21 protein-coding genes are annotated in these 26,774 nt (G+C 46.2%); 15 read left to right on the top strand and 6 right to left on the bottom strand.

Annotation, left to right across the window (positions count from 1 at the left end; genetic code table 11):
* Positions 1 to 567 precede the first annotated feature (567 nt).
* On the bottom strand, positions 568 to 1,332 hold the full coding sequence (locus FXO21_RS17625; RefSeq protein ID WP_225865739.1) for a C10 family peptidase: 765 nt from the start codon (positions 1,330 to 1,332) through the stop codon (positions 568 to 570).
* 100 nt (positions 1,333 to 1,432) lie between these two features.
* Positions 1,433 to 1,807: a Spi family protease inhibitor gene (locus FXO21_RS17620; protein ID WP_149641311.1), complete on the bottom strand. Its 375-nt coding sequence runs from the start codon at positions 1,805 to 1,807 to the stop codon at positions 1,433 to 1,435.
* A 226-nt stretch (positions 1,808 to 2,033) separates the two neighbouring features.
* Here FXO21_RS17620 and FXO21_RS17615 point away from each other — a divergent pair, with 226 nt between their 5' ends.
* The gene (locus tag FXO21_RS17615) at positions 2,034 to 2,369 is read left to right on the top strand and encodes a helix-turn-helix domain-containing protein (protein WP_149641310.1); all 336 of its coding nucleotides are present in this window, start codon (positions 2,034 to 2,036) and stop codon (positions 2,367 to 2,369) included.
* On the opposite strand, the gene FXO21_RS17610 is transcribed toward FXO21_RS17615, so the two are convergent.
* The gene (locus FXO21_RS17610) at positions 2,363 to 3,118 is read right to left on the bottom strand and encodes a hypothetical protein (protein ID WP_149641309.1); all 756 of its coding nucleotides are present in this window, start codon (positions 3,116 to 3,118) and stop codon (positions 2,363 to 2,365) included. The two genes, FXO21_RS17615 and FXO21_RS17610, sit on opposite strands and share 7 nt — an antisense overlap.
* Before the next feature lie 135 nt (positions 3,119 to 3,253).
* Here FXO21_RS17610 and nuoB point away from each other — a divergent pair, with 135 nt between their 5' ends.
* From nuoB to FXO21_RS17580, 6 genes are all read left to right on the top strand, one after another.
* A complete protein-coding gene (gene nuoB, locus FXO21_RS17605) occupies positions 3,254 to 3,778 on the top strand; it encodes an NADH-quinone oxidoreductase subunit NuoB (protein ID WP_149641308.1) in 525 nt (174 codons plus the stop codon).
* 11 nt (positions 3,779 to 3,789) lie between these two features.
* Positions 3,790 to 4,332, top strand: a complete 543-nt coding sequence (locus FXO21_RS17600; protein WP_149641307.1) for an NADH-quinone oxidoreductase subunit C — start codon at positions 3,790 to 3,792, stop codon at positions 4,330 to 4,332.
* A gap of 101 nt (positions 4,333 to 4,433) precedes the next feature.
* Positions 4,434 to 6,107 (top strand): hypothetical protein, encoded by a 1,674-nt coding sequence (locus FXO21_RS17595; RefSeq protein WP_225865738.1) that lies wholly within the window; start codon positions 4,434 to 4,436, stop codon positions 6,105 to 6,107.
* A 190-nt stretch (positions 6,108 to 6,297) separates the two neighbouring features.
* Entirely contained in the window at positions 6,298 to 8,016 is a 1,719-nt protein-coding gene (locus tag FXO21_RS17590) for a BamA/TamA family outer membrane protein (RefSeq protein ID WP_225865737.1), read from the top strand.
* A gap of 198 nt (positions 8,017 to 8,214) precedes the next feature.
* Positions 8,215 to 11,058 (top strand): carbamoyl-phosphate synthase large subunit, encoded by a 2,844-nt coding sequence (carB, locus tag FXO21_RS17585; RefSeq protein WP_149641304.1) that lies wholly within the window; start codon positions 8,215 to 8,217, stop codon positions 11,056 to 11,058.
* A gap of 10 nt (positions 11,059 to 11,068) precedes the next feature.
* Complete coding sequence (locus FXO21_RS17580; protein ID WP_149641303.1) at positions 11,069 to 15,379, top strand: T9SS type A sorting domain-containing protein; 4,311 nt, start codon at positions 11,069 to 11,071, stop codon at positions 15,377 to 15,379.
* Here FXO21_RS17580 and FXO21_RS17575 read toward each other — a convergent pair whose 3' ends face one another.
* The 3 genes from FXO21_RS17575 to bshA all read right to left on the bottom strand — a co-directional run bounded on the left by FXO21_RS17575 (position 15,380) and on the right by bshA (position 17,532).
* The gene (locus FXO21_RS17575; protein ID WP_149641302.1) at positions 15,380 to 15,859 is read right to left on the bottom strand and encodes a hypothetical protein; all 480 of its coding nucleotides are present in this window, start codon (positions 15,857 to 15,859) and stop codon (positions 15,380 to 15,382) included. It abuts the gene before it with no gap.
* Between the two features lie 145 nt (positions 15,860 to 16,004).
* Entirely contained in the window at positions 16,005 to 16,256 is a 252-nt protein-coding gene (locus FXO21_RS17570) for a DUF4834 family protein (RefSeq protein ID WP_149641301.1), read from the bottom strand.
* A gap of 136 nt (positions 16,257 to 16,392) precedes the next feature.
* On the bottom strand, positions 16,393 to 17,532 hold the full coding sequence (gene bshA, locus FXO21_RS17565; RefSeq protein ID WP_149641300.1) for an N-acetyl-alpha-D-glucosaminyl L-malate synthase BshA: 1,140 nt from the start codon (positions 17,530 to 17,532) through the stop codon (positions 16,393 to 16,395).
* A 177-nt stretch (positions 17,533 to 17,709) separates the two neighbouring features.
* On the opposite strand from bshA, the gene FXO21_RS17560 reads away from it, so the two are divergent.
* The 8 genes from FXO21_RS17560 (at position 17,710) to FXO21_RS17525 (ending at position 26,725) form a co-directional block, all read left to right on the top strand.
* The gene (locus tag FXO21_RS17560; protein ID WP_149641299.1) at positions 17,710 to 18,591 is read left to right on the top strand and encodes a geranylgeranylglycerol-phosphate geranylgeranyltransferase; all 882 of its coding nucleotides are present in this window, start codon (positions 17,710 to 17,712) and stop codon (positions 18,589 to 18,591) included.
* 109 nt (positions 18,592 to 18,700) lie between these two features.
* Positions 18,701 to 19,396 carry a TapB family protein gene (locus FXO21_RS17555; RefSeq protein ID WP_149641298.1) on the top strand — a complete coding sequence of 232 codons (696 nt, stop codon included), beginning with the start codon at positions 18,701 to 18,703 and terminating at the stop codon, positions 19,394 to 19,396.
* A 121-nt stretch (positions 19,397 to 19,517) separates the two neighbouring features.
* Positions 19,518 to 20,087 (top strand): phosphoribosylglycinamide formyltransferase, encoded by a 570-nt coding sequence (gene purN, locus FXO21_RS17550; RefSeq protein ID WP_149641297.1) that lies wholly within the window; start codon positions 19,518 to 19,520, stop codon positions 20,085 to 20,087.
* A gap of 6 nt (positions 20,088 to 20,093) precedes the next feature.
* Positions 20,094 to 21,014 carry a hypothetical protein gene (locus tag FXO21_RS17545; RefSeq protein ID WP_149641296.1) on the top strand — a complete coding sequence of 307 codons (921 nt, stop codon included), beginning with the start codon at positions 20,094 to 20,096 and terminating at the stop codon, positions 21,012 to 21,014.
* Positions 21,015 to 21,351: 337 nt separating this feature from the next.
* Positions 21,352 to 21,996 (top strand): porin family protein, encoded by a 645-nt coding sequence (locus FXO21_RS17540; RefSeq protein ID WP_149641295.1) that lies wholly within the window; start codon positions 21,352 to 21,354, stop codon positions 21,994 to 21,996.
* 80 nt (positions 21,997 to 22,076) lie between these two features.
* Positions 22,077 to 23,501, top strand: a complete 1,425-nt coding sequence (locus FXO21_RS17535) for an ArnT family glycosyltransferase (protein ID WP_192579233.1) — start codon at positions 22,077 to 22,079, stop codon at positions 23,499 to 23,501.
* Positions 23,502 to 23,606: 105 nt separating this feature from the next.
* Positions 23,607 to 24,935 (top strand): DEAD/DEAH box helicase, encoded by a 1,329-nt coding sequence (locus FXO21_RS17530; RefSeq protein WP_149641293.1) that lies wholly within the window; start codon positions 23,607 to 23,609, stop codon positions 24,933 to 24,935.
* A 44-nt stretch (positions 24,936 to 24,979) separates the two neighbouring features.
* A complete protein-coding gene (locus FXO21_RS17525; RefSeq protein ID WP_225865736.1) occupies positions 24,980 to 26,725 on the top strand; it encodes an ABC transporter ATP-binding protein in 1,746 nt (581 codons plus the stop codon).
* Positions 26,726 to 26,774 lie beyond the last annotated feature (49 nt).

Here is a 26,774-nt window from a genome sequence, read left to right as displayed (position 1 = left end):
TCTCATAGTTCAAGGCCTAATACCGGTAATTAAATCGCCCGTGCCTGATTTATACAAGCAAGGTAAATGAGCGGTACGCTTCAAAGTGAGATTGCTACCACCAGTTTTGGGAATAGTAATATTTGATGGAGTCTGCTTCGCCACCCAGCTCATGCAAATATGGAGATGCTTCTAGTATCGTAGGTTCTCTTAGAACAATTGTAACCCTGAAGAATCTTTTCCTTCCATCACGGTAATGCATCAGTACAGTCCTATTCTTTGCACTCTGAACCGGTTTTATGTACCCCGCGCGAAAATTCGTGGCAAATAGCGTATCATCCCGATAAATTTGATCCGCCATATATCCATTGACAGATGAAATGATAAGCTTTTCGGAGTAGCCAATTTGTGAACCCGTCAACGTCTTTGTCGGAATTTCGACTTTCTCCAAGATCCAGGTGCCAGATAAAAGTGAACTGACAGAACTATTGTCAGGCAATAGGCTATCGTTTTTTTTGAAACACCCAGCCATTACTAAAAGACTGAACCCTGCTAGGGAGAATCTATAAATTGTTGTTGATTTCATGTTCATGGTCTTATTCCTGTGATCACATGTAGATTTGCGTTATAGTCACCTTCGGCTGGATTGTATTGCCCGAAAGCAAAATATCCATTCGAATCATTACCCCAGCCCCAATTCATATTTAGGTAGCTGTAACTCCACTGATTGCATTGTTTCGTAGTGCAATTGAAATCACTGTAATGATGCTGTAAATAACCATCACATATCCATATATGGTAATCAGAGAAACAATCCAGACAAGTTGAGCCCCAAAAAATGACTGGATGATTTCCATTCAGCTCACTTTTAATTAAAGCAAAATTATAAGCTTCATTTCCATTACCCCCATTTGAAAATCCGAAATCCTTTAATCCGCTTTTGACATTAGCGGGCCAGGTAAAAGTTGCACAAGTTCCCATATAGTTATAGCTGGCCTTCGACTTCGCCCCCATAACTTGCATAAGCGAACCAAGACTAACTTGTCCTGCGTTGACTGCGGTGCAGATACCGTTGGAAACTCTTGGCCTTGCTGGATTTGGGTGATAAAATTCCTCTAATTGCGCCATCGCAACAGGCCCGCAACCTGCAAGTCTTCTGCCACAGTCATCACAGTCCCCACCAGTGCTTAATTGCGTTGTAGACAAGTGACGCTGCCCCCACTCAGTTGTTAGCAGCGGCCCCTTTTGTGTGGAAGTGTATTTACACTGAAACTGACCATACTGATACCATTCAATGCAATAAGTATCCGAAGTTCTCAACTGCCGGGACAAGTATCCTTGCCATTCTTTCAAAACAATCGGATGCGGCGGGTTTGTGTCTTTCTTTGCTTCCCGGATCTTTTCCTTCGCCATTTCCATCCACAGCGATACTCCATTCGGAACGCTATTCAGGTCAACTTCTGATTTTTTCGGAATACGCCAGAACCGGCATTACCCGCATATCAGCCGATACAATCGTAAATCCTTTTCTTTTTTTGAAAATGTAAAACAGAGGCTCGCTGCTGGTCGAGTCGGTGATCGTTTTTCTTTCCAAAACCTCATTGTCGCCTGCAACCACACGAGCAGTCTTATTCGCCACCGAATCGGCTGACAAATGGAATGACGCGACTTCTGCCGCATCGTCCATTGACACCTCAAATTGTGAGACTGATAGTCCGGGAACTTCCCGACCCGGTGTTGCGATCTCGGATCTCTGGCAAGAAGCAAATGTTAAGATAAAAAAAGCGGAGAGAAGCCCCGGAAGCTGGCTACGGTTGATGTTTACCATGTATGTAGATTTAGATTGATGGATGTAAAAATCTCGGAAAACACAAGTGTATTCCTGCGACTCAAAGTGACAGAAAGAATTTTTCACTTCCAACAAACTACGCCCGTAAGTTATAAGCTACACTAATACGCATATAAGTATTACTTATAATCTCAAAAAACAGTTGTTGAAGAATCAGATTTTTTGAATTATTGCAATATAAATCCTCACGAACTCACACACTTAAATGAATACGATCGCAAGCAACCTGCTCGCCAAGCGGGAGGAAAAAAGATTTAAGCAGAGCTATGTGGCCGAGCAATGCGGAATGTCCCAACCTAACTACTCCAATATCGAGAGAGGAGAAACCAGTCCCTCTATCGAGCAGCTCAAAAAGTTTGCAGAAGTATTCGGGACTACCGTGGAAGAACTGATCGCTGACCGGACGGGCAATGACCATGTCAATTTGCCCCTGCTAAAAATCCATAAAAAAAACCTTACCGAGTCCGATAAGGATATTTATATTAAGATTTTAGAAAACCAGGTTCGCACTTTGATGGCAAAGAAGCGAAAGCGTCAGTGAACGCCGTGCATTCCGCCCCACTTTTTATCCTTGCCTGGCTTTGGGAAAATAACCGCCCCGATCTGAAAATAAACCTGGTTCACTTTGAGGTAAGACAAGTCGCTGATCGTCACATTCTCCCCCCTCCATTTTCTCTTGCCCAACAAAGGCTGGTGGTAAGTTACTTTGGCGCTCAGGTAAACTTTATCGTTCACTTTCGGCATCACATTCATTTTATAATCCACACCAATGCCGCCGTGCAGGTTTACATTTCCTGTAAAAAGCTTCACCGCCTGAAACGAGGAAGGATTATTTACCACCTGACCGAGCGTCGCTGAACCATTGCTTTTAATATTCATCCGGTACAGCATCAGATCTACCCCCAGCGGGATCGTCACGTTCCAGCGCGAAGTATTCACCAGCTTCGGGCCACCATCGGTACCAATACCGATTCCTGACAAATAGGCTTTTCGCTGGTCTTTATCCGTGGTATAATTGGTGCTGTTCATGATGATTATCCGCCCTTCCGAAAACCACTTATCCGATTCGGTCCGACGGGCAAGTACCAGCGAACCCATCATGCCTTCAAAAGGTTTGATCTGCAAACGTGAGAGCTGATCCCGGATTACCCTGTTATTCGGCAGCATGCCGAGTTCAGCGTAGATCGCCATACCGGTCTTGAAAATCCGTACGGTCGAGTCGGTTTGCGCGCTTGCAAACTCGGCTGTCGCGATAAAAAAAGAGGCTAAAAGGAGTAATTTGTTTTTCATATTGTTGAAGTTGAATGCATTTGTTTTGTAACGAAGTCTGAAACCGATTCTTGCCAAATATGGTTACTTTTGTACAGCCCGGACATTACTTTAAAGCAATATCCGTACCAAGGAATTTTCCCCCTGAAAAGCAAAATGAGCGAGAGACCGAAAACCGGAGACGGTGGAATTATACTTACGAATGCAGAAGATCTGATGAACTGGGCGCGGCTTTCATCGCTCTGGCCTATGGGGTTCGGACTTGCCTGCTGCGCGATAGAAATGATGGCTGCATATGCTTCCAACTATGATCTGGAACGTTTCGGGATTATGCCAAGACCTTCTCCCCGCCAGTCCGACGTGATGATCGTTGCCGGGACAGTCACTTTTAAAATGGCAGACCGCATCAGAAGGCTCTACGAGCAAATGCCTGAACCGAGGTATGTCATCTCGATGGGTAGCTGCTCCAACTGCGGTGGCCCCTATTGGGAACACGGTTATCATGTGGTGAAAGGGGTTGACAGGATCATACCGGTAGATATATACGTACCCGGTTGTCCGCCCCGTCCGGAAGCGCTCATCGGCGGGTTTTTGAAACTACAGGAGAAAATAAGAAATACTAAAGAAGTCGCGCCCTCCCTGTTTCTTGAAATGGAAGCCGCTGAAATGGCCACTACCTAAATTGCCGAATTATGACTTTTCAAGAGATCAGCGCACTTATCGTTGAAAGATTCCCGGACATTGCGGTTGACGCAGATACAAAAGGGCCACAGCCTATTCTGATTGTTCCGGTTGAGAAAATTGCCGAAATATGTGCGTTTCTGCATCAGGATAACCGTTTATTTTTTGACCATCTTGCCTGCATTACTGCTATCGATAATGGCCCTGGGCTCGCCACTATGGAAGTAATCTATAATCTGACTTCGATTCCGTACCATACCGATCTGGCCATAAAAGCGGTGTTCCCAAGAAATGCCGAGAGCGATCCGCTTCCTTCCGTGCCCACTGTAAGCCACATCTGGCGCACCGCCAACTGGCACGAGCGGGAAGCATTCGATCTGATGGGGATTCACTTCGAAGGGCATCCCGACTTGCGCAGGATATTGCTGCCGGAAGATTGGGAAGGCCACCCGCTTCGTAAGGATTTCACTGTACAGGATCGGTACCACGGGATATATGTTAGGTATGAGGATGGCGCGCCGGGCCAGGAACTTGTCGGTCCCGACCGCACCTGAGCATCTCTTTAATGTCCTGAAACAGGGGAATAAAAGAAACAAATTTGCAGGGGTAAAAAACGCTGGCTATTTTTCGTTATCAAATTTTAATAGCCACGTGCATGCGCTTCATCCTGCTTTCCGTCCTCTTTTCAGGTTTAATACAATTTTGCAGTGCTTCAACCGATTCATTGATCGTAAAAGGCCGTATCCTCAACCTTAACGGGAGGCTCTACCGGCAAGCTCCTGTCATTAATTTTTCCAGAAACAATATTTTGCAACCCCAGTCGGAACTCAGCAAACAGGCTCCGCTGGAAGCCGACGGAAGTTTCAGGGTTTCACTTCCTATGCTGTTTGCGCAGGAAGAGATTTATCTCGATTATGGCGGAAAGGCATTTACCACGTTTCTCGGATCACCGGGAACAGTTGAGATCACATTCAACGGCGATTCCCTGAGCAGCCGGGGAAAGCTGTTCTACTTCGCCGGCGTCAATGCGGATGCCAACAATCAATATGCTGCCTACCAGGCAGAGCTAAACAAAAGATTATCCGAAAACAAGGCCCTGGGCCAGGAATTCTTCAAGTCCTTTTGGGAAAGGAGTGCGAGCCAGGCCAGAAACCTGGCCGAACAGCGAGCCGCACTTCGGATGGGCGCCGTTGAAACGGCAACTCAAAACACAGTTCCGTCGCCGGCATTAGTTCGTTGGGCAAGAGCCAATGCAGAGGAAGAACAGTTGCAGATCCTGTACGAGCATTCGTTGAGCAACCTGTACGAAGTAAGCAGCGCACTGAAAGACAGCCTGAAAAGACTTTCGGAACCGCCACTTACGGGTCAGCGGGTTGTTTGGGCAAGCCGGTTCGGAGATTATGCAGACCTGCTTGTACAACAGCAAAAATTTTCGAACCCCAACAGGACCAACTCGTTACCTGTGCGCCTAATGGCCACTTTAATCAGTAACAATTCCACCAAACTTACCGCAGAAGAAAAACAGCGCCTCGACCAAATCACATTGAATGGCCTTGCCGAAAAAGGTGAGCTTGATTTTCTGAACAAACTGTTTGCCAAAAATGAAGCAGTATTGAACCTGCTTTTCAATTTTGAAAGGGAAAACAGGATTTACGGAGACCTTTTCGACAGCACTGCGACCGAATTTCTGAAAGTGCGTTATCTATCCAAAAATCTTTATAAATACACTTATAAAGAGCAGCTGCTTTTAAATAAACACATTCAATCCAGGACCGGTAGTCCGCAGTTCCGTCAGTCACTCGACGAACTGGTGAAACTGGAAGTGAAGGATAGTACCGAAATTAAGCAGCTCGTTGATTTCAAAGACGTAAGAACAGATCCCACGGAAGTGCTTCCCGATTACTATCTGACCGCGTCCAACGACAGGGGGACCAGCTGGATCAACCGCATTATCGAAGGTTTTAAAGGCAGCCGGATTTACGTTGTCAAATGGAATATGGCGGATGCCCGAAGCCGGGAAGAGCTCGGCTATATCCCCATGTTGCAGGCACGTTTGCCGGAAGACATCGAATTCGTTTTTGTACATCTTCCAGGAGAAGAATATGGATTTTCTGAAGCATTGCTCAGGCAATATGTGATCCGGCACCGACTGAAAGGCGTACATGTATTTCTGGACAACAATCAGATGATGGACCTGCTTTTCCGGCTTAATCCGCTCGATGCAGCGACTTTTTCCATTATCAAGCCAAATGGAAAATTTGCTATGAAAAACGCCCCGGCCCCGAGCGATCTTGAAAAAACGACACGGGCAATACTGGAAGCCAACTAATATCGACATTCCTCCGGCATACCTTGACTCCTTCAATTACGTTAGTTCTATTTAGTGGAATCCGGTTATCCCTATGTGTAAATATTTGTTGCTTTTTTTACTGTTTTCTGCCTTTGCGTCGGCCCAAAACCCCGATAGTGCGGCAGTTTACAGCAGGGATAGCATCAGATATACGAACCTGAAGGCGCGAATGTCGAAAACCAAATTTTCGAAGACGCTTTACAGATTACTGTTCAGGGACGTGTATAACCAGGGCAAGACTACCGAAGTAAAAGCGATCGAAACCAACCCCTTCACTCCCTACGAAGGGATGGTGATCCGCAAAATTCACATCAGGCAGCTGGACATTATAGGCGAGTCAGTATACGATACGACGCGAAAGGGAAACCGTCTCCAAAGATTTCTCAGTAAAAGACTGCACACCAACACGAGAGAAAGTATTATACGAAAATCCTTTCTGCTGTTTTCCGAAGGTGATGACATTCAGGCCCAGGTTTTAAAAGACAACGAGCGTTTACTCAGGGAGAACCGGACAATTCTTGATGCGCGGATTATCGTAGTACCGAGGACCGACGTCACCTGGATGGCCGACGTAGTTGTATTGGTCCAGGATTCGTGGTCGCTCAATTTCGCAGGAGGATTCAGTTCTTTTAATAAATTCAATCTGGCCGTTGAGAATATCAACTTACGCGGCACTACGCATTCCCAACGCACGGGAATACGCTGGGACGCCAATGACCCGACGCAGAAATTTCAGTTCCGGACCATATACACGATCCCCTATATCGGTAAAACCTTCATCACCGGCCGGGCTAATTTCATATTTGAGCGCGATCTGAAAGAACAGTCCATACGCCTTTTCAGGCGCTTTCTGACCAATGAAACCAAATATGCAGGTGCGCTGGAAATTGGTCATACGAAGGTTCAGCAATATAAAAGGCAGCTGGATGATACCGAGGTCGAGATCCGCTATCCTACTGAATACAAGTATTATGACGCCTGGATTGGCCGGTCTTTCAAATTTCCCTTTCCCAATAGCAAGCTCGCTAAGAATTCCCGGATCGTTACGGCAATCCGCCACAGTAAATATGATTTTGAAGAGCGGCCCCCGGTGGCCCCGGATCTCAACAAAATCTACTGGAACCGCAGTGCTACACTGATCAGTCTGGGTTATTCCAACCGTAATTATAAACGCGACGTTTTGATTTATGGCTTTGGTAGAACCGAGGACGTTCCGATCGGACATCTCTTCGCATTGACGATCGGTCAGGAAAACACGCAATTTGGTGCAAGGGGCTATGCCGGGGTCCAATATGCTACCGGCAATTACCTCCCGCACAATCTGGGCTACATGTATGCACTTGCCAATGTAGGTACTTACTCCAAAAACGGAAAAGCCCAGCAGGGTGTCCTCAGTGGCCAGCTCAACTACATCAGCAACCTGATACCTTTCCGTTACAGCTTCTTCCGACAATTTCTGACATTCCGCTACACGCACGGCGTTCGCCGCGACCCGCTCGACTACCTTAATATCAGCGGGGAGCAAGGCATTCGGGGTATTAATAGTGATCAGCTGATAGGCACGAAACGTCTGACAGTAGGAACGGAAACGGTTTTTTTCTCGGATAAAAGTTTGTTGGGATTTCGTATTGCCTATTTCATGTTTGCTGACCTGGGTTTAGTCAACGGAGTTTCTTCATTGTGGGATGGACCGCTTTACCAGGGTTACGGGCTCGGCTTGCGCCTCAGAAATGAGAACCTCACACTCAATACATTGCAGCTTAGAGTCGGATTTTACCCGAATATCCCGGGCAATAATGCTCCCTGGCGATTTGGGGCAAGCGGAAATGTTCCGCTCAGACTGCGCGACTTCGATATCTCTGCACCTTCTATCGTTCCACTTCAATAGAAAATACAAAGTGTTGGTTATCAAAAATTTAAACTAAACTGCTCAATTTTTTGCAGTTATTTCCGCTATCCTACCCTCTTTTTCCGATATGTGAATTAACTTTGTGGAATTTTTGGACGTACCCCCTGCCGCCAGGCTCAGGCAACCCCAGAAGTTGTTAAAGTATTTCCTTTATTTCTACAAAAATTACCATCTACTGTGCCCAAAAATACGAATATCAAATCCGTTCTGATTATCGGTTCAGGTCCCATTGTTATAGGTCAGGCTTGTGAATTTGACTACTCAGGTTCCCAGGCGGCCCGGTCGCTTCGTGAGGAAGGAATCGAAGTGGTCCTGATCAACTCCAACCCGGCAACGATCATGACTGACCCGATCAGCGCAGATCATGTGTATCTGTTGCCATTGGAAAAGAAATATATCGTTGAGATCCTTGAAAAGCACAAAGCACTCGGCAGGCCGATCGACGCGGTGTTGCCGACAATGGGAGGCCAGACGGCGCTAAACCTGGCCATCGATTGCGACAAGGCTGGGGTTTGGAAAAAATATGATGTGGATATTATCGGTGTGGATATCAAAGCGATTGAAACCACCGAGGACAGAGAGAAATTCCGGTTAAAAATGCTGGAACTGGGTGTGAATGTCTGCAAGGGACGCACTGCCAGGTCGTTTTTGGAAGGAAAAGAAATCGCCCAGGAGATTGGTTTCCCACTTGTAATACGTCCTTCATTTACATTGGGCGGCACCGGTGGAGGTTTCGTGGAAAAAGAAGAGGATTTCGACAAAGCACTGAACTACGGTCTGCACGCCTCGCCGGTACACGAAGTACTGGTGGAGCAAAGTGTAATGGGCTGGAAAGAATATGAGCTCGAACTGCTTCGCGACAATAATGGTAATGTGATCATTATCTGTTCGATCGAAAACTTCGACCCAATGGGTGTTCACACAGGTGACAGTATCACGGTGGCCCCGGCTATGACGCTGCCCGATACGCTTTACCAGCAAATGCGTGACCTGGCGATCAAGATGATGAACGGGATAGGAAAATTTGCGGGCGGCTGTAATGTACAGTTCTCGGTAAACCCTGCCGACGATATGATCATCGCCATTGAAATCAACCCTCGTGTTTCACGCTCCTCGGCATTAGCCTCAAAAGCAACAGGTTACCCTATCGCTAAGATTGCCGCCAAAATGGCAATCGGTTATAATCTCGACGAACTGATCAACCCGATTACCGGAAGTACTTCAGCATTTTTCGAACCTTCGATTGACTATGTAATCGTAAAGGTACCACGCTGGAACTTCGATAAATTCAAAGGCGCAGACCGGACACTTGGTCTTCAAATGAAGTCGGTTGGGGAAGCTATGGGTATCGGGCGTAATTTCCAGGAAGCATTGCAAAAAGCGTGTCAGTCGCTGGAAATACGCAGAAATGGTTTAGGAGCGGATGGCCGCGAGTTGCGTGACCAGGAAGCGATCAAATATAGTCTGGCGCATCCGAGCTGGGATCGCCTGTTTCATATATATGATGCATTCAAAATCGGTTTGTCTTTCAAAACAATCCAGAATCTGACTAAGATCGACGCCTGGTTCCTGCGCCAGATCGAAGAACTGATCGAGCTGGAACACCAGATCGAGAAATATGACCTGGAAGACCTGCCCAAGGAGCTTTTGCTTACAGCCAAGCAAAAAGGTTACGCCGACCGTCAGATTGCCCATTTATTAGGTACCAAGGAAAGTAAAGTTTATGACCGCAGGAAAACGCTTGGTATCAAGCGTGTATACAAATGCGTAGACACCTGCGCGGCGGAATTTGAAGCAAAAACACCTTACTACTACTCTACTTTCAATACTTCCCAGGAATATCCTGATAACGAATCGATCGTAAGCGACCGCAAGAAAGTCGTGGTACTCGGCTCAGGTCCAAACCGGATCGGCCAGGGTATTGAATTTGACTACTCCTGCGTGCACGGCGTATTGGCCGCAAAAGAGGCTGGTTACGAGACAATTATGATCAACTGTAATCCGGAGACGGTTTCTACTGACCCGGATATCTCGGACAAACTGTACTTCGAGCCGGTATTCTGGGAGCACGTTTTCGACATTATCGAGCATGAAAAACCGGAAGGTGTGATCGTGCAGCTCGGCGGGCAGACAGCTTTGAAAATGGCTGAAAAACTGGAAAAATATGGTGTGAAGATCATTGGAACCAGCTACCATTCGCTCGACTGGGCAGAAGATCGCGGTCGTTTCTCGTCACTTCTTGAAGAACTCGGAATTCCATTCCCGAAATTCGGAACGGTACGTACTTCCGATGCGGCGGTTGAACTTTCGAGAACTTTGGGCTTCCCGCTGCTGGTTCGTCCGAGCTACGTTTTGGGTGGACAGAGCATGAAGATCGTGATCAATGAAAAGGAGTTGGAACAGCACGTTGTAAAAATCCTGCACGATATACCTGACAACAATATCCTCCTTGACCATTTCCTCGAAGGCGCCCTCGAAGCGGAAGCCGACGCGATTTGCGACGGGGAAGACGCATATATCATTGGTGTAATGGAGCACATTGAGCCCGCAGGTATCCACTCGGGAGACTCACACGCAGCTTTGCCGCCGTTCGATCTTTCGGCAGACGAAATCCGCCAAATTGAGGAACATACGCGTAAAATAGCGCTGGCGATGAACGTGAAGGGGCTTATCAATGTGCAGTTTGCCGTTAAAAATGGTATTGTTTATGTGATCGAAGCGAATCCAAGGGCTTCGAGAACAGTACCTTTCATTTGCAAAGCATACCAGGAACCTTACGTGAATTATGCGACGAAGCTGATGTTGGGTGACAAAAAAGTATCCGATTTCAACTTCAAGCCTGTCAAAAAAGGCTGGGCGATCAAGATTCCTGTGTTCTCTTTTAACAAATTCCCGAACGTCAATAAAGAACTCGGGCCGGAAATGAAATCGACAGGAGAAGCGATCTACTTTATTGATGATTTGCAGGACGAATTTTTCCAGAAAATATATGGAGAAAGAAATCTGTATCTCAGCCGGTAAATTATTATAATTGCAGTTACTTAATACCCAGCCCGACCAAATGGTCGGGCTTTTTAACGACCTCTTCTACATGCGGAAACTTTACGCCATCACTTTTGTGGCGCTTTTGCTATTTACAGCAGGCACAGCGAATGCCCAAAACCCTACAATCCTCATCAATTCCAGCAATTTCTCCTGGTCAACCTGCCTTAACACGAAGTACACGCTACCGATTATTACGAGCGGAACTTTCAATGCAGACAATAAATTTATCGTCCAGATCCGCAAGGGAGAGTTTTCATCCATACTGAAAGAAGTACCTGCTACTTTGAATTCCAATACATTGGAGCTGAGTGTGACTGATTCGCTTACTTTTGCCAATTCCGGGGTTCAAATGAGGGTTGTATCTTCCTCTCCCCGTGTGCAGAGTGAATGGTCCGCCCAGCTTTTCGTACATTCAAAAGGCCGCGTTATCCTGAATCCGTTAGCCGTCACAGATACGTTGAATGCCTATGATGATGCAAGGATTGCCTTCTCGGGATTCAGCTCCACGGAGGTGCGCGTTACGATGGCTGACAGCACCAGATTCTCGTTTTACCCCAGCCCGTATGAATTTAGTACGGTACAATCAATGCTTGTAAAGCAATCCGGTAATTTTAACATTGCGCACGCTGAAAATGTTTGCGGCGCCATGCAGGTTTCCGGCTCTTACCGCGCAGTTGTAAACGCAACATCTGTTAAAGTGATAGCAGCTACGCCTGTCGCCGTTTGCGAGAATGGAGAGATCCGCATCAGCTTTTCCGCCTCTGAAAACGTCTTCACCCCCCAAACAAAATACAAACTTCGTTTTCTGGAAGATGTTTACGGTACTTCTTCCGCCGAAGTAGCTGCCAGAATTGAAGGTAATACACTTATCGCCAAATTTCCGACGCAATACAGGGTGGATGGTTACAGGCAATTTTTCGTACGCATAGTCACCGAGAACCCCGCCACAGTGAGCAGCTGGTCAGAGCAGTCATTCATGGTGGCAGCAGCACCGTCGGCGGTATTTAACTCATCCAGCCAGATTATCGGGATCGGCGAAAATGCTTCTCTTGATATCGTTGCTACCGGATTACCGCCTTTTACAGCCGAGCTTGTGAACGGTATGAAAGTGAGCAGTTTCAGTTCTTCACTCAATTTTCTGGTTAATCCTGCAAGCGATGAATCGTATACTTTAAAGTCGGTCTCTTCCGGCTGCGGTACCATCACTTTTGACAAACCACAGACGGTTGTCATCAAGGTCCGGCCTGGAATCAGGATCGAGGAAATGCCGACGCCGCAGATTATATGCGCGGGAAAAAGAGCACGGATCAAGATTGCGACGAATGTCCAGCTCACGGATGCTACCACCTATCAGGTAAAACTAAGGGATAGCTCCAATGGCGCAGTGAGCACTTTCAATGCATCCAGATCCGGCGATTATATTGAATTTGATCTGCCGTCCAAGCCGGGAGGGTATATAGGAGGTACCTATCAGGTTGTTACGACAAATCCGACCATGCAGTCGCAGGAATCTTACAATATATTAGCTCAGAGTGTGCCCAATATTACGTTTGCAGGCTACAACAACACATTTACCTATGAAATGCCGTCGCAGGTAAGATTGAACTACGTCCTGCTTGGCGGTGGCCCTCACAAACTGGAATACACTGATGGTACTGTGGAAGATGGTCCAACCAGTAACTATTTGTCAGAGGAATTCTTCCTGCGCGAGAGTATGGATTTTAAGATCAAATCGATCAGCAATTCCTGTTACCGCAATGACAATCCGCCCGGCGTACGCCTGACCGTCACCAATGCAGCCAATCCCGGCATTTACCTGGAACCTGTTAAACCGACTGTGTGCAGTACCGACAGCATTGAAGTCGTTTTCGGCGCGGTAGGTCAGTTTGGCGCGGGTAATCAATTTATCGTGCAGGGTTATAATAATTGCTGCACTTTTCAAAATTTTCTGACCGTGGATAAGGCTGGCAAATACAAAGTCAAAATACCTGTTCAATACTATGCGCAGAATAATGGCGCTATCCGCGTTTCCTCTACCAATCCCGTTTTGCTCACGGAGGTGCAGATAATATCGATCCAGACTACCCCAGGCGAATTTTATCTTTATCCTCAATCAAAAGAATATGATCCCTACCGGTTTATGAATACCGACGGGACCAGGGAATTCAGCTTGCAATCCAATGCCGGGCCGCTTACGGAAGTAACCTATACCCTGAACGGCGTGGAACATACTTATACCAACCCTAATGCCAACTCGAGTTATATTCCGATGATTTCCGAAAATGGGCAAACCTCGGTTTATGAATTTAAATCCGCGAAAAACGCATGCGGCAGCACACCGGTCAATATGCTGGGTTATGTGATTAAAATGCCCTACCGCATTCAGCTTTCCAATATGTATAATACCAGGGCATGTGCGGGCGGGCCGATTGCCGTACCTTTCGGAATCGTGGACGGTACTGCCGCAGACAATGCCACCTACTCCCTTCAGCTGAACAAACTAAATTCATCAGATCTGCTCACATTGGTGAGCGGTGTAAAAGACCGGATCCTTCGCGCCGACCTGCCGGCTGATATGAGTGTGGGACACTACCGGGTCCGGGTAATCTCTTCCGACGGCGCTATTTCAGATTACTATGATATACAGGTTGGTGTGCCGCCAACTGTGATCGTGCAGCCGGAAAACGGCGGCTCGGAACAAACTATCGAAGCTGGACAAAACATAGTGGCAAGGCTGATTTTTACCGGTTCTTCCCCGTGGACTACTATCTGGGATGATAATACTGTCATCAGAAACACTTACAGCAGCCCTGAGAATGTGTATTTTCAACCTACAACAAGCAAGACTTATACGATTAAATCGGTAAGTAATTCTTGTGGCTTTGGAACTGCTTCCGGCTCTATTAAAGTCAATGTAAGACCGAGGCTTACAGTTACTTCCGATTCATGGAGTGTATGTGAAGGAGGATCTTCAAAAATCACCTACAGCCTCGACGGAGACGCGGACCTGGCCGATGACTACATTCGCTTCGAACTGGTAGACCTCAGCACCCGCACTTCCCTGTTGCTCGATTCGACGAAGGTACCGGCTGGTCAGCTTGTGCTCAAACTGCCGCAAACGCTCACAGGAAGCCAATATCAGATCGTGGCGACGGTAAAGAAATATGCGTTGCAAAGCATTATCAATATGAGCATTACTACCAAGCCAAACCTCACACTGAGCGGAAATTCGGTTGTGAATAGCGGAGAAGGTACCTACATCATTTTAAAAACGAATAAATACACTTCTGATAGTCCGAAATATGTATTGTCTGATGGCACGACAGGAAACATCTATTCGGGTCAGGGGCAGGTTAATTATATTGAAGTCAGGCCAAAACAGACAACTACATATACTATCACTTCGGTTTCCAATGCCTGCGGAGAGGGAATAAAGAGCGGATCGGCTGTGGTGGAAGTGAACCCGCCTTCCGAGCGAAATATCAGCATTTTGCTGGTCAATTCCCTCAGCAGCAGTGGGATTTGTACAGGTGATACGATTGCCGTTGAATACCGCGCTACCGGTACATTCACTGCGGGTAATAAATTCACAGTTCAGATTTCAGACACGCTCGGCCTTACTTACCGCCAGATTGCTACATTAAATAATACAAGTCCGCTCAAAGCGGTTTTGCCGACCGATCTATTCTCAAACCGGCAATATCGCATTAAAGTGATCGCCAGTGATGCCGGTACAGCGAGCAGTGCATACAGTTACGCGCTAACGGCCGGACAAAAAGCAAAAGCGAGATTCGCTTCCGAATCTGTCATATTTGATGGTAAAACAAACCCGGTGATCACCGTTTTGTTAGAAGGCGGAGCTCCCTGGACATACCAATATGGGACTGACTTCACGTCCTTTACAAGACACACAAGTAATGCAACGGATGTTTTCGAGCTTTTCCAGGCTTCTCCCAATCAATATTACCGGCTATTCCGGGTCGCGAATAGCTGCGGATCCGGAACTATTGAAAATCCGTCGACAGTCAGAGTAGAAGTGATCACGGCGACGGAGCCCGATCCGGTTTTCAAAGTGACAGTAGCCCCTAACCCGGCCCAGGAGTTGCTTACCCTGACTTTTGAGAACACTGCCAGTAAAAATTTAAGTCTGTACGATTTACAGGGCAGGTTGATCATGCAAATGTCGTCGCGCAAGTTGAAGGAAGAGATACCTATCTCTACCCTGACTCCTGGCGTTTATATGATAATGGTAGAATCGAAAGGCAGGAAAAACGTTTTTAAGGTCATCAAGCAATAGCTATGCGCTGAAACCAATCATTCCACTCTGCGCCAGAATCAATAGAACCGAGAAAATAATACCGAGAAACCCGAGCAGAATGCCGGTAAGCGAGCGCCTTTTCGCTTTGACCAGCTTTCGCTTGTCGAGCCCAGGCGGGTTTGCTTTCCTGACTCTGGCGCGGCTCACCAGACCGGTTATCCCTAAAACAATTGCAGCCAAACCAGCGGCAATTCCCATTGAATAAACTGCGTAGGCATTTTCCAGGATACCTTCGAAAGACAATACATTATTCACCAAAACAACGGCCAGCGATGTTATCCCTACCGCAAGTGACATTTTCGGGCCAAGTGAAACGTATTGATCCGGCTCGGAAAGCAATGCCTGCGGAATAGTATCCTGCACCACCCGAAGTTTAGCAAATGTATTTCCGACGATTAAAAAAGTAAAGATAAAGCCAAGTAAGAAAGCTTTCGGAGAGAACGGTAATGTGCTTTGCATTGACGGTCGGGTTTAGCAGGAACTAACATTTCACCAGTACTTCGAAGCCTAAGTTAGTTAACTGATAGCATTTTTACATCCCGGATAAATAAAAAAAACCGGCGCTCGAAAGCACCGGTTTCACATATAATTTCAAAAGAATATATTACTTGACCTCTTCGTAATCTACATATTCACCGCCCCGAAATTTGGAAGAATTGGCATCAGGAGGAACATTATCAACGCGCACGCCATTCTTTGTCCTCTGCTCCTGCTGCTTTTGGTGCGCCCTGAATATCTTTTCCTGCTCCTTTACCAATTTTCGCCCTACCAGCAAATGGAAAATGAAGTTTCTAAAAAAAGGAACGAACGCTATCAAAAGCAAGAATATGAGAATTATGTTAAATACCAGTTTCATTTTTCAAAAGTTTTCTTCTCTGTATAACGCAAACCTAGGTAAAATAGCACACTAATATAAAGAAAATCCTACCAAATGAGGCATTAGGCCTGTAAAAGGTCAGGGCCGGTTATGAGCGGCCAGTTGTACTTTCGCCCTATATTTCAATTGCCCGACTGCTTTCAACCACCTTCTCATAGTAGGATTCGTAGTGTGGCAATATTTTGGCAACATCAAATTCTTTTGCCCGGGCCAATGCATTCGTTTTGAACGTCGGCAAATTGTCGTCTCTCAAAATATAGGCCGCGTGCTTTACCATATCGTCCACATCGCCCACGTTACTCAGAAATCCGGTAACGCCATGCAGGTTCAGCTCGGGCAGTCCGCCGGCATTGGAAGTAATCAGAGGTACCTCACAAGCCAGGGCTTCCAGTGCAGCCAATCCGAAACTTTCTGATTCAGAAGGCATTAAAAACAGGTCTGCTACGGAAAGAACCTCCTCGATCGCATCCAGCTTACCCAGAAAACGGATATCCGAAAGCATATCCAGGTCTTTACAAAGCCGCTCAATGCGGGCCCGGTCGGGGCCATCGCCGACAAGCAACAGCTTGCAGGGTAGTAATTTCCGAAGCTTTTCAAAAATCATCACTACATCATCAATCCGCTTTACCTTGCGGAAATTGGAAGTATGAACAATCAGCTTTTCGTTGTTGGGGCAGATAGCTAGCTTGAAATGGTCTTTCTTTTGCCTGTTAAAGCGGTCCAGATCAATAAAATTCGGGATTACTTCAATGTCCTTCGTTATGTTAAAATGGCTGTAAGTATCCTTTTTCAGCGATTCTGAAACAGCGGTAATGCCATCGGATTGATTGATACTAAACGTCACCACAGGCTCGTAAGACTCATCCTTACCGACCAGCGTGATGTCCGTACCATGTAATGTCGTGATCACCGGTATGTGAATGCCCTGCTGAGCAAGTATCTGTTTTGCTAGATATGCAGACGAAGCGTGGGGAATTGCATAGTGAACATGGAGCAAATCGAGGCCCGCATTCTGCACAACATGCACCATTTCGCTTGAAAGTGCTGATTCGTAGGGTGGGTACTGAAATAATGGATAGGCAGGGATATTTACTTCATGGTAGTAGAGATTCTCGTTAAAAAAATCGAGTCTTTGAGGTTGTGAATATGTTATAAAATGAACCTGGTGACCGGCTTTGGCGAGCGCCTTACCTAGTTCGGTAGCTACCACACCACTTCCTCCGAAGGTTGGATAGCATACAATACCGATTTTCATAATGTTATCGAAATAGTTAAATGTCCCGACTGCCGGAAGAGCCCGGGCGCTTTCATTTCAGCTAACAACAAATAATCGTTTTTTATCCCCTGAATGGATAAAGAAGTAAAGAATTGTCGTTAATGCTTTAAAATGAATAATTTTATCCTCTAAACCTTCTTTTCAGCGTCAACCTGCATGAATGTGTCGGCCAGGTCAAAAATCAGATTGCGGGATTATATCGCGGGAAGCGCGCGGCTTGTCAGGGCAACTAACCTGATCATTGTCGCATTAACACAGTACCTTACCCGCATACTACTTATCGGTCCCCGGCAAGACTGGCGTGCGATCATATCCGACCCCGACCTTTTCCTGCTATCCCTGTCGACAGTTTGCATTGCCGCCGCAGGCTACATTATTAACGATTATTTCGATGTCAAGATAGATATTGTCAACAAACCCGAGCGGGTCGTGGTGGGCAGGTACCTGAAACGGCGCTGGGCAATAGGCGCACATCAGATTTTGAACGTACTGGGTGCCATTCTCGGTCTCGCGGTTAGTCCGTACATCTTCGTTATCAATGTATTTTCAATAACGCTGCTGTGGTTTTATTCCGAGCGGTTTAAGCGGCTGCCTTTCATAGGCAACTTTATTGTGTCACTGCTCACCGCAATGACCCTGCTTATACTGACGGTATATTACCCTGCAAACCGGCATCTGGTATTCATTTACGCCGTTTTCTCCTTTTTCATTTCCCTGGTGCGGGAAATTGTCAAGGATATGGAAGATATCAAAGGCGATCAGGCGCACGGCTGCCGCACATTGCCTATTATCTGGGGGATACCGCGGACAAGGAATTTTCTGTACATCGTGCTGGTACTCTTTGTATTCGCATTGTTTGTGATGGCCCGTGTCCTGAACAACAGCCTGCTCGTCCTGCTTTTTATCCTGCTGCTTCTCCCCCTGTTATATCTCGCATTTAAACTTTCACGGGCGGATACCCGACGTGATTTCAGGGAAATCAGCAGCTTATGTAAAATCATTATGCTCCTTGGACTCCTGACAATGATCTGGGCCTGACTTTCTTTAAAGTTTCCATTAAATCAATATCACCGCAGTTAAGCGGCTAAACGTGTTCAAGAAAGTATATTTACAGGTTTTAAACCAATCACCAATTGACCGACTGACTATGAAAAAGCTTTTACTATGGACAATCATTTGTCTTGTTTCAACAAGCCTGCATACATATGCCCAGGATTGTGCTGGTCTTACGCTCAAAGAAGGCTCGGGATTTGAGATGGACAATTTTGACGCAAAGGGAAGGCCTGCCGGCAAGATGATTTACAAAATCGCAAAGGTCACCAAAGATGGCGCATTCACTATTTTCAAGATCGATATGGAATCTTTCAGCAACAAAGGAAAGTCGGAACTGAAAAATACATACGAAATGAAATGCGACGGAAATGTGATGGTACTCGACGCAAGTTCCCTTGTAAACCAGGAACAAATGAAATCGTTTCAGGGAATGGAGATGAAATTCACTTACGACAACATTGAATATCCTGCCAAATACCAGGTTGGCGACAAACTCAAAGATGCTTCGGTAAAAGGCGAGGCAAAATCGGGCGCGGCACCGGTTTCTTTTAATATGCTGATCAAAAACAGAAATGTAACCAGCCAGGAAAAGCTTACTATTCCGGCGGGAACATTTGATGCCTACAAGCTTTCCGCAGATATGAATATGGAAATGGTGATGGGATTTCCTATTAAAATGGATATGCAAACTATTTCATACCGCACACCCGGCGTAATCTGGGATTTGAAAACAGAAACTTACCGGAAAGGTAAGCTGATGGGTTATAGTGAACTCACTAAAATTTACTGAAAAAGCAGCATTCTCATACGATTTTAGCAAAGAACGGCTTTTGAAGGATTTCCTTAGCCGTTCTTTTTTAGCTTTGTCAGATTATTTCAGATCAGCTCATCGATATAATTTCACTACACCAATGAAAAGAATAGCCATTTTCGCTTCCGGTTCCGGCACGAACGCAGAGAAAATAAGTGAACATTTTGCAGACAGAGAGGATGTTGAAGTTTCGCTGATCTTTACCAACAATCCGATGGCCGGAGTAATCAAAAGGGCGTGCCGCTTACAGATCCCGGTGGTTTTTTTTGACAAAAAAACATTTTACCAAACCGGTAAAATTCCACAGATTCTGCAAAACGAAAGTATTGACCTGGTTGTTCTGGCCGGGTTTATGATGCTTGTACCGCCGGCGCTCGTAGCTGCTTTTCCCAACAAAATCGTCAATATACATCCCGCTCTTTTACCAAAATATGGCGGCAAGGGTATGTATGGGCATTTCGTGCACGAAGCCGTGATCAATGCGGGTGACAAGCAATCCGGCATTACAATACATTATGTAAATGAGCACTATGACGAAGGAAACATTATTTTTCAGGCTTCCTGCGACCTGGACCCCGCCGATACTGCCAATGAGGTGGCTACCCGCGTACACGCCCTGGAATACGAACATTACCCCCGGGTTATAGACGAACTACTTTTCCAGCAATAATCTCAAATGCTCTACTTTGCACTGGCAGTTGCATTCACCGTTGCCCTTTACCTGATTATGCGGGCATATCCGCGTTATCGCATCAATTCATTTCACGCTGTAGTTTTTAATTATTATTCCTGTGTCCTGACAGGCCTTGCCCTTACTTCTGATTTAGCAGTATTCCAAAAAATTGAGTGGCTTTCGCAGGGTACGTTACTTACGCTTTCACTGGGATTGATGTTTGTGACTGCATTCATGCTGATTGGCCTCACTGCCCAAAAAGTGAGTGTAACGGCTACTTCACTGGCTGGTAATATGTCACTGGTTATCCCGGTCCTGTTTGGCCTTTTTATATTCAAAAACAACAATAAAGACTTCACCGTCCTGAACTACGCCGGGCTGGTCTTAGCATTGGTTGCGCTCGCATTGGGAGCGATTCAGACGAAAGATAAAAGTAAGAGCGCTGACCAGAGCGTATTGGGAGCACTGTGGCTATTTCCGGTACTGACATTTCTTGCATCCGGGACGAACAATACCTTAATCAATTTCCTGTCGGTCAAATACTATGAACCTGGCCAGACAACGGTTTTTATGATCATCGCCTGCACAGGCGCAGTGATCATCGGAACGAGCATATTAATCTACCGAATCTTCGCATATAAAGAGAAACTGCTATTCAGAAGCGTGATTGGCGGGCTGATACTGGGTGTTCCGAATTTTCTGTCACTTTATTACCTGCTGCTCGCCCTGGCTTCTTTCGGAAACAGTGCCGCCTTCGTATTTCCGATTTATAATATCCTGACGATGCTTGTCTCCTCTGCGGCGGCCTGGCTTATTTACAGGGAAAAGCTGAATAATTCTAACAAATGGGGACTTGTTTTGGCCGTGATTGCGATTTTGCTCATCTCCTATCAGGAATTAGGCTTTTTCACCAACAACGTTTAACCGAAATGTCGGCGCATTCGTGAAAATCCAAACGCGTGTCTGTGATTCGGGCTGGACAATTCATCGAAATGTTGTTAATAGTGAATGTTGAATTACGGGTCCTACGCCTCTGTATTATTTCAAACCCAATACCCCACTTACTTATTCAATTTTTGAGGTGAACGTATACACTTGTAGACGAATTTCCCCGGTTTTGCCAGATACGGTATAAATATAATTATCCAAATACCATTCATCGCTTGGGCAATAGGATCGCTATCAGCATTATAATCTTTTGGGGTCTCGCTGGTACGCATTTTTCTACGACATTAGTCAAACACACCCAAACTCAACTCAAATGAGAAATTGCATTATTTTACTACTGGTCACATTTGCTTGTGTTCAGCAGTCACAAGCTCAGGAAAACGTTTCCATAGGACCGATCGCCGGCATTTCCATTGCCAATTTTCGAGGCGATATTAACAATACGGCCTGGAAACCGGGATTAACCGTCGGCGGTTTTTATAATTACAGCTCAGAAACAGGCTTTGGTTTCAGCGGTCAGCTTCTTTTTACTCAAATGGGCGCCCAAACAGATGATAAGCGAAATGCAGTCACACTGAACTACATACAGGCCCCCCTTCTGGCAACCTTCTTTTTTGGCAAATACGGTGACGCAGTGCGCCCCAAGATTTTTCTCGGCCCCTCGCTAAACTTCCTTGTAGGAGCACGGGATAAGAATGGTGATAATATTAACGGTGATTCCAACAACCGCGTTTACAGCCCCTTCGACCTCGGCGGAGTGGTCGGTGCGGGAGTAAATTTCAGGTTGCAGGAGAAAATCTGGCTCAACTTTGACGCACGCTATGGATTCGGCCTTCTGGATGTAACCAGGCTGGATAACAATTCAAATATAAAGAACAATAACTGGGGCATTAATGTCGGACTAAGCTTCCCTCTGGGAACTTACAACCGGAACACCGGCCGGCTGCGCACCCGTTAGCACACTATTATTTGAAAAAAAGAAGGGCATCTCAGCTGAGAATGCCCTTTCTTTATTTGATCATTCCAAAACCCAGGTCTGTGCAACACAAGAATTTTGGCAGGTTTATATTTTGGGGAATAGTTGCATCCTGCATTGTAAACATCATCGGGTGGTTTGTAACGTTGCATGAAGGTGAGGCCAGCCGACTGGCAGCGACCACCGCACGAATTCTTCACAATTACCGCCAATCAGGTCTTTTGGAGGGGATTATTAGCAATGCAGGGGAAGCACCGTTTACCTTGTGGGTGTCAGGAATTTTCATGGCAATCCTCGGCCCTAACCACATAGCTTATCGCATACCGGGCTTTCTGGCAATGATTTTTTGTTTGTTTTCGGTAAACAGATTAGCCCGAATTTATTGCACACCCGGCGTGAGCAAACTGGCAACACTTATCACCGCCACGCTGCAAAGTACATTTATCTTAAACGAGAATGTAAATCCCGACACCTACGCCACTGCATTCTATACATTTACGATCTGGCAGCTTGCAGCCTGTCTCCGTGATAAAAGATTGCAAAATTTCATATTAACCTTGCTCGGCCTGGCACTCGTTATTATTTCAAAAGGCACATTGGACGACACGTCATCGCGCTTTACCCCTTTTTCTCTCAGCATCATTTTATTATGGTCATTCAGCCCCTGGACTATTTTTCTGATTCTGGGTATCTGGCAACAATTGAAAGCCGCATGGAAAGACAAGCGTGGCAAAAACGCCGCGTATCGATCGCTTCCACTATATGCATTGCTGGCACCCTTCATATTATTGTCACTGAATCCCTATCAGACGACAACTGATGCTTTTCTGCTTTATCCGTTGGGCGCGATCTTCGCTGCTGAATATATATCCAGGACATTCTATGAGCAACCTGCCCCGGTTTTTGCCAAAAAAATTTATATCATTCAGGTCGTGCTCTGCTATCTGGCGCTGGCCCTGCTTTTCTGGATCGTTTGGTATCCATTCTCCGACAATAACTATTATGGCCTGATCCACTACATGGGCATGCTCAGCATTTTCACATGGCTGGTGTTTTTCTCTTCATTTAGAAACAAGCTGCTGATATGTTGCATCGTGATCGCGATAGGTGGAAACCTGGTGTTGAACAGCTACTACTATCCTAATCTTTCCCGGTACCAGGCGGGATCTACACTTGGCTTACTCGCTAAAACAGATGGTGTCGAGGATAACCGCCTTTTCAGCTATCAGGCAGGCGCGCCCTATACGCTGGAATTTTATTCGGGTGTGCGGATTCGTGAAACGGGTGACTTTAGAAAGCTGATCGCTCAAAAGAATTGTTGGGTATATACCCATCAGCATTTGCTGGAAGAATTCAGGGCATTAAGGCCCGACTTGCGCATTTTGGGAAGCAGCAATGATTTCCCTTTCTCAGGGGTAAATATCACTTTTTTGAACCCCAACTCCCGGAACCAGGTGATTTCCAGGAAAATACTTCTGAAACTTTAAGAATACCTATCACAGATCCGCTCCGCGGAACTTCGCGGTTACCAGGCCCGGAACATTACTTACCACAGATAAGGTTTAACTTTGCGCCTCAATTTGAATTGCGTTATGACATTTGAAGAATTAAACCTGACAAAACCCCTCCTGAACGCATTACATGATTCAGGCTATACATCCCCGACCACCATTCAGCACAAGGTATTTTCTGTGATGATGTCTGGAAAAGACGTATGCGGTATTGCCCAGACCGGAACAGGAAAAACAATCGCTTACCTGCTGCCTACGCTTCGCCAGCTTGAATTTTCAAAGGACAGGCTGCCTCAACTTCTGATACTGGTTCCCACCAGGGAGCTAGTTGTGCAGGTCGTTGAAGAAGTAAGAAAATTAAGCACTTACCTGACGCTCCAAGTAGTTGGCGTTTATGGGGGCGGCAATATCAAAGTCCAGATGGCCGAGCTGCACAATGGGGCCGATGTGGTGGTGGCTACACCCGGCCGCTTGTATGATCTGGCGCTCAATGGTTCGCTGAAAACAAAGGCGATCAAAAAGCTGGTAATTGATGAAGTAGACGAAATGCTGAATCTGGGATTTCGTACCCAGCTCAAAAACATACTCGATCTTTTGCCTCAAAAAAGGCAAAATCTGCTCTTTTCGGCGACACTTTCGCAGGATGTCGAGAATTTGATGCAGGAGTATTTCAATAACCCGGTGCGGGTCGAGGCTGCTCCCGCAGGAACCCCGCTGGACAATATTGAGCAGTATGCCTATGAGGTCCCTAATTTTTACACCAAAGTAAACCTGCTCGACCTCCTGTTGGAACAACACGAAGAAATGAACAAAGTACTGATCTTCGTCGCTACCAAAAAGCTGGCGGATCTGCTATACGGTCAGCTTGAATTGGGCTATCTTAATAAAATCGGCGTAATGCATTCCAATAAGGAGCAAAATCACCGTTTCAATACGATCCGGCAGTTTCACGACGGTACTTACCGGCTATTAATCGCGACTGACATCATTGCCCGCGGCCTCGATATAGCGGAAGTTTCGCACGTTTTTAATTTTGACATTCCCGAATCACCCGAAAACTACATTCACCGAATAGGCCGGACAGGGCGTGCGGACCGGAAAGGGGTTGCAATTTCATTTATCACCGAAAAAGAAAAGGAATATCAGGAAGCAATTGAGGATTTGATGGAATTCAAAATCCCCATTGTGCCACTTCCCGAAAACCTGAAAATTTCCGAAATACTTACGCCTGACGAGGAGCCGAAAATCTTCATGAAGGATATTCTGTTTAAAGCGCCAAAACGCGAAGACGTAGGTCCTGCATTTCATGAAAAACTTGCGAAGAATAAAAAAGTAAATGTCCGCCGTGATCATGCGAAAGAAAAGATGCAGAAATACGGCAGGCCGATCAAAAGGTCGGGTAAGAAATAGTTTAGATGAATATCTGGCAAATTTTTCAGCGTCTCCAACCGTACGTGAAACCGTACCGAAAGCAGATCGCTTTCGCGTTGTTTCTTACTTTACTGGGAGCTGTAACCGCGCAGGTTAACCCCTGGGTGCTTCGGTACACGGTGGATACTGTGCAGTCCCTGCTGGACAATCACTTTGGAATTATCGAGGGCCGGGATTTGCTGATACGCATTTCGCTAATTCTGTTCATCAAAGAAATCGTTAATTCATTTATCGTCTTCGGTCAGCGCTACTTTGGTGAGAAGATCCGGATCAATGTTTCCAGCGATCTTTCACAAAGGGCTGTCAATCAAATACTTTCCTACAATCTCGCATTTTTCAGCGATAATGAGAACCAGAAAGGTAAGCTGCAAACCCGCATTGATCGTGGGGTGGAAAGTCTGACCAAGCTGATCCAGAACTTTTTCATTGATATCCTGCCTCTTTTTGCCAATGCATTGGTTGCGCTCGCTATTATGTTTTCTGCCAATATCTATGTTGGAAGCATTGCACTGGCGATTTTACCCGTGTATTTCTGGGTAAGTTACAGGCAAGCGGAGGAGTTGCAGGGCGTCAGACGGAAGTTGAAACGCCAGCGAGAGAACAAAAGCAGCGGTCTGATCAACCTGATCGAATCCATTATTGTGATCAAATCCTTTGTCAGGGAAAAGCTGGAAGGCAACCGGCAGTACCAGCTTCAGCAGGAACTGATGGAGTCGCAATTGAAGACGCGCAAAACCAATTTCGCCTACGACGGTATTAAGAGCTTCATTGAGCAGATCGGCGTGGTCCTGATCATTATCCTGACTGCTTACCTGGTGCTGGATCAGCAAATGTCAATTGGTGCGATCATGTTCCATATCCTGCTTTTCAATAATGTATCCGCTCCGATCCGGCAGCTGCACAGGATCTACGACGAAATGAACGACGCGTTGACGTATTCAGAAGGTTTCTTCGAAATTCTGGATGCGGATGGTGCTATTGAGAAGAGCGGAAATCTGCCTTCGCCAATCTTTAAAGGTGATTTCGACTTGCAAGATGTTTCATTTACTTACCCGAATGGAACAAAGGCACTTTTCAATATTGACCTGAATATTAAATCAAAGCATACGACTGCGCTGGTCGGATTGTCGGGTGCTGGAAAAAGTACGCTTATCAATCTGCTGGTCGGATTTTATGCGCCCGATTCAGGCAGGCTTCTATTGGATGGTAAACCTTTGCAGGATTACGATCTTCCTTCCATGCGGAATGCGATCGGCATGGTACTTCAAAAGAACCACATTTTCAAAGGTTCCATTGCGGAAAATATCCGCTACGGCAAACTGGACGCTTCGTGGGAAGAGCTGATCGAAGCCTCCAAGAAAGCCTATCTGCACGACCAGATCATGGAGCTTACGAATCATTACGATACCGATGCCCAGATGCTTTCCGGCGGCCAGCAACAGCGGATCGCGATCGCGCGGCTTTTCCTTAAAAACCCGCCCATAATTATTCTGGACGAACCCACAGCCAGTCTGGATGCAATTGCGACGGAGCAGATCAAAAATAGTTTGGATGCTATCAAAAAGGACCGGACAGTTATCATTATTTCGCACAGCCTCTCCCAGATCCTGGACTCCGATCAGATCTATGTGATGAAAAAAGGACGGGTATCGGAACAGGGAACTCACATAGAACTTTACGAGCGGCACGGCATTTACCGCGAAATCTTCGACGCATCTGCCCGCAGCATGAACCTGGATAAGATGATCGGTTTCATGAACAGAGATTGAAGATAAAAAAATATTGTACTGTATGATCCAAAAGTCCGGCAGTGTCGTA

This window comes from Dyadobacter sp. UC 10, from assembly GCF_008369915.1.
Lineage (GTDB): Bacteria > Bacteroidota > Bacteroidia > Cytophagales > Spirosomataceae > Dyadobacter.
Note: the sequence above shows the minus strand (reverse complement) of the source record. Positions and strands in the feature narration are given on the sequence as shown.

Coding starts and splice junctions, on each gene's coding strand:
- FXO21_RS17610 (WP_149641309.1), bottom strand. CDS start 3,118: ATGAAAAACAAATTACTCCTTTTAGCCTCTTTTTTTATCGCGACAGCC.
- FXO21_RS17540 (WP_149641295.1), top strand. CDS start 21,352: ATGAGAAATTGCATTATTTTACTACTGGTCACATTTGCTTGTGTTCAG.
- FXO21_RS17530 (WP_149641293.1), top strand. CDS start 23,607: ATGACATTTGAAGAATTAAACCTGACAAAACCCCTCCTGAACGCATTA.
- FXO21_RS17545 (WP_149641296.1), top strand. CDS start 20,094: ATGCTCTACTTTGCACTGGCAGTTGCATTCACCGTTGCCCTTTACCTG.
- FXO21_RS17560 (WP_149641299.1), top strand. CDS start 17,710: ATGAATGTGTCGGCCAGGTCAAAAATCAGATTGCGGGATTATATCGCG.
- FXO21_RS17590 (WP_225865737.1), top strand. CDS start 6,298: ATGTCGAAAACCAAATTTTCGAAGACGCTTTACAGATTACTGTTCAGG.
- FXO21_RS17600 (WP_149641307.1), top strand. CDS start 3,790: ATGACTTTTCAAGAGATCAGCGCACTTATCGTTGAAAGATTCCCGGAC.
- FXO21_RS17575 (WP_149641302.1), bottom strand. CDS start 15,859: ATGCAAAGCACATTACCGTTCTCTCCGAAAGCTTTCTTACTTGGCTTT.
- nuoB (WP_149641308.1), top strand. CDS start 3,254: ATGAGCGAGAGACCGAAAACCGGAGACGGTGGAATTATACTTACGAAT.
- FXO21_RS17570 (WP_149641301.1), bottom strand. CDS start 16,256: ATGAAACTGGTATTTAACATAATTCTCATATTCTTGCTTTTGATAGCG.
- purN (WP_149641297.1), top strand. CDS start 19,518: ATGAAAAGAATAGCCATTTTCGCTTCCGGTTCCGGCACGAACGCAGAG.
- bshA (WP_149641300.1), bottom strand. CDS start 17,532: ATGAAAATCGGTATTGTATGCTATCCAACCTTCGGAGGAAGTGGTGTG.
- FXO21_RS17620 (WP_149641311.1), bottom strand. CDS start 1,807: ATGGTAAACATCAACCGTAGCCAGCTTCCGGGGCTTCTCTCCGCTTTT.
- FXO21_RS17555 (WP_149641298.1), top strand. CDS start 18,701: ATGAAAAAGCTTTTACTATGGACAATCATTTGTCTTGTTTCAACAAGC.
- FXO21_RS17595 (WP_225865738.1), top strand. CDS start 4,434: ATGCGCTTCATCCTGCTTTCCGTCCTCTTTTCAGGTTTAATACAATTT.
- FXO21_RS17615 (WP_149641310.1), top strand. CDS start 2,034: ATGAATACGATCGCAAGCAACCTGCTCGCCAAGCGGGAGGAAAAAAGA.